At 71.8% G+C, this 6,157-nt stretch carries 4 protein-coding genes and 1 pseudogene; 2 read left to right on the forward strand and 3 right to left on the reverse strand.

Features of this window, described 5'->3' with window-relative positions:
- The 3 genes from ACRDP3_RS10355 to eccE all read right to left on the reverse strand — a co-directional run.
- Positions 1-1,715: SCO5717 family growth-regulating ATPase (locus ACRDP3_RS10355; protein WP_431516577.1), on the reverse strand; the 1,715-nt coding region annotated here is incomplete at its 3' end.
- A 320-nt stretch (positions 1,716-2,035) separates the two neighbouring features.
- Positions 2,036-2,746 carry a hypothetical protein gene (locus ACRDP3_RS10360; RefSeq protein WP_431516578.1) on the reverse strand — a complete coding sequence of 237 codons (711 nt, stop codon included), beginning with the start codon at positions 2,744-2,746 and terminating at the stop codon, positions 2,036-2,038.
- Positions 2,746-4,074 carry a type VII secretion protein EccE gene (gene eccE / locus ACRDP3_RS10365; RefSeq protein ID WP_431516579.1) on the reverse strand — a complete coding sequence of 443 codons (1,329 nt, stop codon included), beginning with the start codon at positions 4,072-4,074 and terminating at the stop codon, positions 2,746-2,748. The genes ACRDP3_RS10360 and eccE overlap by 1 nt, the downstream gene beginning before the upstream one ends.
- 188 nt (positions 4,075-4,262) lie before the next feature.
- Between eccE and eccB the strand changes: the two genes are divergently transcribed.
- The gene (gene eccB, locus ACRDP3_RS10370) at positions 4,263-5,798 is read left to right on the forward strand and encodes a type VII secretion protein EccB (RefSeq protein WP_431516580.1); all 1,536 of its coding nucleotides are present in this window, start codon (positions 4,263-4,265) and stop codon (positions 5,796-5,798) included.
- 18 nt (positions 5,799-5,816) lie between these two features.
- Positions 5,817-6,157: pseudogene (locus ACRDP3_RS10375) on the forward strand (type VII secretion-associated serine protease mycosin); the annotation flags it as partial.

A 6,157-nucleotide genomic window follows, 5' to 3' on the forward strand; every position in this document is an offset into this window, starting at 1 on the left:
GCCCGGGCCGGGTTCTGCGGGCGGGGCTTGCGCTTGCTGTTGACCAGCCGGTCGGAGGACAGCTCGACCGCTGCCGTGTAACCGAGCGGCGAGCCGCCCTGGTTCTGGCGGCGCGGGTCTACGGGCTGCTGCTGCGGCATCTGCTGCTGCCCGGGATGCGCCTGCGCCTGGCCCTGGCCCTGGTCGTGCTGAGGGTAGCCGTAACCGCCCGGTGCCCCGGGCTGCGGTGGACCGGGCTGGGCCGGGTGGCCGGGCTGACCCTGCTGGAACTGCTGCGGCGGGTAGGGCTGTTGCGGAGACTGCGGCTGACCGGGCTGTTGCTGCGGGTAGCCGTAGCCTCCCGCCTGCTGTGGATACCCGTAACCACCCGGCTGTTGCGGAGGCTGCGGCTGTGCCTGGGGCGACGACGGCTGCGCCGGCCGGTCACTGCCCGGCCCGCCGTGCGGCGGAACCGGTTGCTGGGGTGTCGGAGGAGTGCCGCCCGGTGGTACGGGCGCGCCGGGCACCCCGGGCACACCCGCGTTGCCCGGGGGCTGCTGCGGGTAGCCGTAACCGCCCGGCGCCCCGGGCTGCGGGTGGCCCGCCTGGTGCGGAAAGCCGTAGCCGGACTGCTGTTGCCCGGGGTGCTGCTGTGGCTGACCGGGCTGCTGCTGGTGACCGCGCTGCTCGGGCACGGCTGAGGACGAACCGGTGGCGTTATGCCACGGGTTGCCGGCCTGCGGGGGAGTGGCGGGCTGGAAGTCCGGCGGCAGCGGAGGCAGCCCGGAGGGCTGTTCCGCCCCGGGAGGCGTGTCACTCCGACCGGCCGGTGTCTCCGGCCACGGTGGCGCCTGCTGGGGCCCCGTCGACAGCGGATGCGGCGGTACGGCGTCCTTCGGCTCCGGCTCGTCGCCGGCCGCGCCGACAGCCGGACCGGCCTCGTCGCCGCCGGTGGGCGCCGCGTCCGTGGGCTCCACGGCGGCACCGCTCTCCGCCTTGCCGGTTCCGGCCGCAGCGGCGAGGGACGAAAGGCCGCTCTCCGCAGGCTCGTTACCCGCTGAGGTGCCGTCGCTCGCCGGCAGGTCACCCGCCCCGGCCCTCTCGCGCTCCTTGGCGGCGGCGACCTCGGCGATCTCCCGGCGCAGCGCGGCGGCGGAGAACCGCACCGTGGCGCCGTCCTCGATGTCCCCGCTGCCCGTACCCGATCCGGCACCCTGGTCCGGCTCGCTGGAGGCGCCCGTTCCCTCGTCCTGGTTCTGCGCGTCGTCCGGCGCGTCCTGCGGGCCGGAATCGCCGGAGGCGTTCGCGCCACCCGTGTCCGGCCCGGCCAGCGGGAAGTCGCCGAACGGCCCCGTGCCGCCCGGTGCTTCCGAGTCCGCCTTTGCTTCCGGCTCCGGCTTGGGCTCCGGCTCAGGCTCCGCGGCAGCGGCCGTCGGGGACGGCCGTGGTGCGACCGCGTCGGCGTCATCGGCAGGGCGGGCGGGTTCGGCCGGTCCGCTCGGGTACGCGGCGTAGCCCGGGTCGACAGGAGGAGAACCCCCGTACGCACTCGCACCCGGCTGCTGCGCACCGCCGGACATGCCGTTCGCGTCCTGCGTGTACCAGGCGGGCGGTGTGTAATCGATGGTGAACTGCCCGGTCGACTCCGTCTCGTGCTCGGACTCGGCTTCCGCATCGTGCCGATCGGTGTCGGGCGTCATCCCGCCATCGCGGATCTCGTCCCGATCGCTGCTCACAATGCCTCCTGCTGCTGTGGTCATGCACCCCGATTTACTGCCCGCCCACCAAGCCTAATCGCCGCAGCGCCGGGCATGGCAGCGCGGCCCGGCCTCAGGCAGGGGACGGCACCCTCTCACCCGACTCAACCAGCCCAAAGTCTCGGTTTCGTCTCGGCTGTTCGCCGGGCCGACGCCCGTCCACGTGCCCTCCCCGGGCCGCAACCGTGCGACCGGGACCCCGTGCTCCCCGCCCCCTGCCCGGCCTGCGGGGGTGTACCCGCCGCCGCAACCCCCTGCCGTACCTGCTCAGTCCCGCAGTCCCGCAGTCCCGCAGTTCCTCAGTCCAGCCGTCGCGCGGTCCCCAGCAGGCCCGACTCGGCGTCGGTCGGCTGCGTCAGGGCGTACCGCCGGTCGCGCCGCGTGCACCACAGGGTCACGCCGTCCCCGAGGGTCGACAGTGCCTCGACATCCTGTCGCGGCAGTTGCATGATCCGGCCGATCTGCTGCGCCTCGTCGGGCGACACCCGCTGCACTCCGACCAGTGAGGAGTTGCGCAGCAACCGCGGTGCCACCGGGCTGAGATACGGCAGCAGTGTCAGCACCGACTGCCAGGCCGAGGAGGCCACCCGTCCCCGCGGAGGCCGCATCCCGCAGTCCCGAACGACCAGCACTGGGCTGCCCACGGTCGGACCCATCGGCGGCACCCGTGCCACATCGTGCAGCGTGATGCACTCCTGGCCCGCGCCCGCCGCCTGCACCAGATTCGTCCACACCTGCGCGCGGCCCGTCTCGACGGCCACCCGTGCGCCCGTACCCGCCGTGCGCAGCGCCAGCACCTGTGCCGTCCACAGGCCGCCGATCAGCACCACGTCGTAGGGCATGGGGTGGTGGAAGCCCACCACCTGCGGGCGGCCCTCCGCGTCGTTGCCGACGACCACGCCGTCGTCGCCGATCGGCAGCGAGAGCGCGGCCAGGTGGTCGGCGGGCAGCGAGTGCCCCGCACGCTGCGGTCCCCGCAGCCCCTGCATCAGACCCATACCGCGTGCCATCAGCGCGCACCTCCCAGCGGCAGCGTCGCGAGCACGCCGGGCAGCTGCTCGCGGTCCAGTCGTATGAGGCCGACCTTCGCCGACCGGGAAGCACGCTCCAACTGGCGGCGCGCGTTGCTCAGTTCGGCGTCTGTGCGCCCCGTGATCCGCACATGGCCGTTGACCGACACCGACTGCTTACGGCCGGCCCGGCCCACGGTGAGGCTGAAGGTGGTGGTGAGTGTGGGCACGGACGTCAGCAGCGACACCAGCCGCGGCATCGGCGTCGCCGCCCGCCCGACCTCCGGCCAGCGCCCCACCCCGTATGTCGTGTGCCAGCGGTCGTCGCACCGCCAGGCCCGCGCCGTCTCCTGGGTGCGCCGCGTGGGCGGTGCGTCCGGCTGGCTCGCCCGGGCGGTCGCCAGGGGGTTGGCACAGGCCGACGTGGCCACGGCCGACACCAGCTCCTCCTCGTTGAGCACCGTCGCGCGGAAGCCCGCGCCGGTGATCCGGCTCGCCAACTGATCGGCCGCGCGCATCAGACACCGCTGCGCCCCCTCGACCCCGCCACCGCGCGCCTTGACCGCCTCGGGGCACAGCTCCGGATCCAGCTTGAGCGCCACCCACGTCAGCCGCAGCGCGGGCGACCCGGTCTGCTCCTGCAGCGGCGCGTAACTCCGCCGGGCCACGGACTGTTCGGGCAGATGCGGCGCGGGTGCCGGCTGTACGTGCTGCACCACCTGCACCGACTCCAGCGCGATCCCGTCCACGTCGAGCGCGTCCCGCAGCAGCCCCAGCGGCAGCGCCCGCGCGCCGAACGCGGGCCGCAGCGCACTGACTCCGGCCTCCACCCGCACCACGGCGGTGAGGAAGCTGCTGTCGCCGAGCATCCCTATCGTGCGCCGGTCGCGGTCGAGGAAGGCGTACGTACGCAGCCCGGGTGCGCACTCCACGGCCGGTGCGAAACTCGCGTCCACCCGCTCGGTCAGCGGCAGCGCGGACATCCGCTTGCGGGCGCGCAGTTCCATCAGCGTCGACAACCAGTCCCGCATCGACCGCTGGTGGCGGCGCATCAGCGCCAGCAGCACCAGCGCGGTCGCGAGCACCGCCGCCGGCACCAGCATCAGCTTGTCCACGGCGGCGGCGATCACCAGCACCATGAGCGCCAGCTCGATCAGCACGAGCTGTTGCAACTGGAACGGGCCGACCCGCGCCGTGCGTGATTCCGTACGCAGAACGGTCGAGGCGGGCGTGCGGGGACGCACCGTACTCGTCGCAGTCCCCGAGTTGCTCTGGCGTCGGTCCCCGTGACCGGCTGCGGCACCTCGGGATCGCGTCGCAGTTCCCATCGCCGCAAAGCCCCCTCATGTCCGTATTCGCCCTAGTACTCAAGGGGCGTTGGCCGGGCGATCACCCTACCGGAGGAGCGGGAGAGGATCGTCAACCGGCATAGTAGGGGGACGGTCCGACAATCGGCACCAGAGACGGTGTGCCGATGGCCCACGGGAACCGGTCAGCGGGGAGAGGCACTTCACTCATGGCATCACGGCGGGACGAACTCAACGCCTACACCTTCGCGAAGAAGCGGCTGGTAGCGCAGTTCCTTCAGCCTTCACCGACAGGCACGGAGGAAGGAGCGCCGCGGCCCCTGCGCGCGGTGGTCCCCGGCCTGATCATCGGGGTGGTCATCATGGCCGGGTTCGGAGCGTGGGGGATGTTCAAGCCCCAGGTGCCGAAGGGCTGGGACAAGGTCGAAGAGAACATCATCATCGGAAGCGAGTCGACCACCCGGTATGTCGTGCTGAAAACGGGGAAGCGGGAACAGCTCCACCCCGTGCTCAACCTCGCCTCGGCCAAGCTGCTCCTCGATCCCAGCAAGGGCACCAAGCCCATCAAGGTCGACGAGAAGTTCCTCGACAGCGGCAAGCTGCCGCACGGCGCCACCATCGGCATCCCCTACGCGCCGGACCGGCTGCCGGACGCGGAGGAGGCGGGGAGCAACAAGCGCTGGGCGGTCTGCGAACGGCCGCGTGAGGACGGCGGGGCCATTCGCAAGGCGGCCTTCGTCCTGTCGGAGCGCGAGGCGAAGAAGGTGGGGGGATCGGAGCAGCTGCGCGGCGGCGAGCTGATGTACGTACAGGGCCCGGACAAGACGCTCTACGTCGTCGACAAGCGCGGCACCCGGTACGCGATCGCGGACGACGAACTGCTGCTGCGAACCGTCGTCGACCGGAACGCGAAACCGCAGCGGGTCTCCAGCCAGTGGCTGGCGACCCTGCACGAGGGCGATCCGATCAACTTCCCCACGATCGGTGGGACGCCCGCGGCCCCTGCGAACGTGCCCGGTGGCCAACTCGACCAGGATTCGAACCGTGTCGGCATGGTGCTCAAGGCGCCGGCCGGTAACGGGGATCAGTACTACCTCGTGGTGCCCGGTCAGGTCATGCCGGTGTCCGACTTCATGGCGAAGCTGCTCCTCAGCACACGGTCCCTGCTTCCGTTGAACCAGAGCGGCAAGGCCAAGCCGGTCAGCGCAGCCGCATTCACCCCGAGCGATTCGGAGTTCGGTGCGTCGAAGAACTGGCCGCAGCAGACGCCCGAGTCGGTGAACCGGGCGGACAGCGTGGCGAATGAGCGCGACACCTCCTGCAACGTGCTGCGGAACGTCAACCGCAAGACGGGCCGCACCACGCTCAGCACCTGGGCGGGCGAGGACTTCCCCGCACAGCTGCCGACCGGTTCCACCAGCGCGTACGTCAGCCCCGGCTCGGGCCAGCTCTTCCGTCAGGTCAAGGGCAGCGACATGGACACCGGCGGCATCTTCCTGGTGACGGACACCGGCTTGCGCTATGCCATGCAGGGCAACAGCGACAGCGCCGAGGAGGAGTCGGAGATCGGCAAGAAGAAGAAGTCGAAGGAGGAGGCCCAGCAGGACGGTAACGAGTCGGCTCAGGCACGCCTCGGCTACGAGAACGTGAAGAAGCCCGCTCCGATCCCGGCCGTGTGGTCGCAGTTCCTGCCGACCGGGCCGCGGCTGTCGACATCCAGCGCCAAGCAGCCGCAGGGCTCCTGACTCTCGGGGGAGAGACGAATGACGTACAGCGCGAAACGCGCCACGGCCGGCGCCGCACGCCTGCGCCGCTGGACGGCGGTCCCGGCCGCGATGGCGGTCGCGGTGACCACGCTCAGCGTGGTCACCGCCGCCCCGGCGGCGGCCGACACCAGTACGCAGTGCGAGTTCCCGTCGAAGAAGTACAAGGGCCGACCCTGGTCACTCCAGCGGGTCCTGCTCGACGAGCTCTGGAACGAAAGCAAGGGCGCGGGCGTCCAGGTCGCGGTCATCGACACCGGTGTGGACGTGAAGCACCCGCAGCTCAGTGCCGCCGTCGACGCCGGGCGCGGCAAGAACATGCTGCCGAAGAAGGTCAAGAA

Origin of the sequence: Streptomyces sp. (assembly GCF_050698815.1) — a bacterium.
Classification (GTDB): domain Bacteria; phylum Actinomycetota; class Actinomycetes; order Streptomycetales; family Streptomycetaceae; genus Streptomyces.